The following is a 3,189-nucleotide window of genomic DNA, read 5'->3' as shown; positions in this document are numbered from 1 at the left end:
TGAATTGAGTGAAGGGGGGCGTTTTGAAATCAATAGAGATGCCCTTGAGAGAGCCTTATATTGGGAAGAATATCTGATAAGTCATGCAAAACGTCTTTATGCGGCGAATGATACATTAACAGCAGAGCGTGCAAAATTAATTGTAGAGCGCTGTGATCTTTTACCCAATGTTTTTACGGCAAGAGATATCTATAGACGGTGTTGGAGATCTTTAAAAGACAATCAAACCGTTAAGCAAGCTTTAGAGCTTTTATGTCGTTGTAACTATATTCGTGAATTTCCTATAGAGGGGAATGAATTAGGTCGGCGTCCTGATAGACGGTATGAATGGAATCCTTTGGTTAAAAACAACAGCATAAAACAATAAAGAAATCTCTTTTGAAGTCTTTAAGACAACCACGCAAAACTCTTTTTATGGCATTCTCATCAAGGAACTTTTTTCCAAAAGCAAATGATCTGAGTGACCTTATCAGAAGAGTTTTGTCAGTCTTGTCAGTTCTTTTTAGAACCTATATTATTTTTTTAAAATGAGAGAAAATTAAAAACATTATATTTCAATATGTTAGAATTTTAACGATACAACCTATATCGACAATACAACCTTAAATACAATCCATAATATATATTTGTCAGTTTGTGTCTGTAAATTGAACTAACAAACTAGATTATTTTAGTGACTCATAAAATCTATCAAAATAATCATTATGATATTTTAAAAGCACATGCTTCATTTGTCTTTTTCCATAAAATAAACAGCAAATTTCACTATTTTGCTGATCTGATCTCTCTCATGGGCTGCGGATAAACAGCATTTAAAAACTCTTTTGAAAAAATTATCGGCTTTTTTAGCATTTTTCTGCATTTTTTTTCAATTCGTTCAAAATGGATTTAATAAGCTTCGTTTTAATTCTTTTGAAGAGAATTAAACCCCTTATACGAAAACGGAACTCTGTTGTAACAGGGCGTGAACTGGATCATTTGCACGTGAATTATGAAACTGTAAAACCTTATCGCGTAACCTTTAAAAAAGNCTGTTGTAACAGGGCGTGAACTGGATCATTTGCACGTGAATTATGAAACTGTAAAACCTTATCGCGTAACCTTTAAAAAAGGTAATCCAAAAGTTACAGAGATCTCTAATCCAGAAAAATTCTATTACGTGACTGAAATGAAATTCGCAAAAGCAGGTAAAGAGAAAGATAAAACCACTGTTATTTATAATAACAATATCACAATAACAGATATCCCTCTTGACGCTTGTGAGTATATCGTTAATGGTAAATCCGCTCTTGAATGGGTTATGGGGCGTCAATGTGTTAAGACTGATAAAAAGAGTGGCATTGTTAATGATGCCAATCGTTATGCTGTTGAAACCATTGGCAACCCTGCCTACCCTCTAGAGTTATTTCCATAAGTTTAGAGACAATGAAAATTGTTAAGAACCTACCAAAATTGAAAATAAGAGAAACTGAATAACTTAAAAGCATGCTCACATAATGGGTATGATAAACTCATAAGGGGTATAAGGTTTTATACCTATAGGTTCTTATATCCCTTTTATAAATTGCTGACATACAATCTTTAAAAGGATAATTTATCATACGTTATTTAAAAAGAAGAAACTTGCACTTTTAGATACTCTTATTTACATTGCCTTTAAAAGATTAAACCGTAATCTAAAATGAGTGCTTTATTGTTATCAGAAGCTTTATTTAAAGAGGGTTATGTATATTCATTTTCTTATATTACTTATAGGTTTTGAATGTTTCTACCCCCCCAAAACCCTTACAAAACATAGAGCATTAGTTGAATTTATAGGTTGTACTATTGATATAGGTTGTTTTTTGAAAAATTGATAAAAAATAACATATTGAAATATAATGACTTTTATTTTTTATTGAAAAATATGTAAAGGGGGGCGTAAAAAGCACCTCTAAAACTCATAACCATAATGGTCTTGATAGCATTTATTATGATTATAATCCCTTTCTTTTGAAAGGCTTTAAAAGATCACATACTCTCATAAGACATGTTTTAATCATTCACTAAATGATCACTTTTGTCGATTCAATGTACTGACATAAACTGACAAATATATATTTACAGTTGTATTTATTTGTTATGGCTGTTTTAATAAGTTGTATTTTGAAAAATTCATAAAACTTAACTTATTGAAATATAATGATTTTAATTTTCTCTCATTTAAAAAAATGATATAGGTTCTAAAAAGAACTGACAAAAATGACAAAAGTTTATTAAAAGGGATTTTGCTCATCTCTATAATGATCAGTTTCTATTGAGATGTTTTCATAAGTGTTTTCATAACAGACAATAAATCGCAATTATCCTATTTATCATTTCTCTTATGAACATGAAAAATGATGCCATGGCTATAAAGAACATAACAACTATAGAGAAAGCAAAAATGCAAATGAAAGCATTTGTTATAAAGACAGTCCCTATAAGGCTGTTAAGTCTAAAATGTGTTATTAAAAGAAATTAACAGAAATCTTAAAAGCCATTTAGTGACAAAATTGATAGGTTATAAAGATAAAAATACGCATTATGAGAGCCTTTTTAAATATTATAGATGTATAGATTTAAAACATAACGCAATCGTTTCATAAAGCCCATAATATAGCTTTAAACGCATATAAATATAAAAGAAGCAATTCATAATCATAAGATATTATCAATACACAACGTATTTAAAAAAATACAAAAAAATATCAAAAAAAGATAAAATATTATTTGACAATAAATACGTATTTTGTTATATAAATACTCAAGTGATTAACAAACACTTTACGTTAAGCGGATAGGTTACGATACAACCTTTCCTATGTTTTTAAAATACTGGCTGTTTTTTATGTGTTAATTAGCATATAATGACTCTGTCGGGTGTGCTTACATCATACAATACCCTTATGGGAAAAGTGTAAGCAACGGACTTAACGCCGTGTTTGTTAGCGCCCGATGCTTGTTAAGAGCGTCAATAACAAACAATTTTACGTTAAGGATTTAATTATGAAAAATATCTCAAACAACACCCCCGTTATCTCTAATATTGCAAATGAAACCGCGTCTGTTAATCAACAAGAGCCTGCAAAAAAATATGAATTTATTGATGATTGTGAATATATCGATGGTCATTTCTTAACTCGAATTAGAGCCTTAAGAGATTTTGAT

At 30.0% G+C, this 3,189-nt stretch carries 2 pseudogenes; both read left to right on the top strand.

Features of this window, described 5'->3' with window-relative positions:
- Window positions 1–367, top strand: a pseudogene (locus tag ACFIMS_RS08300) (DUF3987 domain-containing protein); the annotation flags it as partial.
- A gap of 660 nt (window positions 368–1,027) precedes the next feature.
- Window positions 1,028–1,476, top strand: a pseudogene (locus ACFIMS_RS08295) (type ISP restriction/modification enzyme); the annotation flags it as partial.
- Window positions 1,477–3,189 lie beyond the last annotated feature (1,713 nt).

The sequence above is a fragment of the Bartonella sp. AP331QHHD genome, from assembly GCF_042195905.1.
Lineage (GTDB): Bacteria > Pseudomonadota > Alphaproteobacteria > Rhizobiales > Rhizobiaceae > Bartonella.
This window is presented reverse-complemented; position numbering and strand designations above follow the sequence as displayed.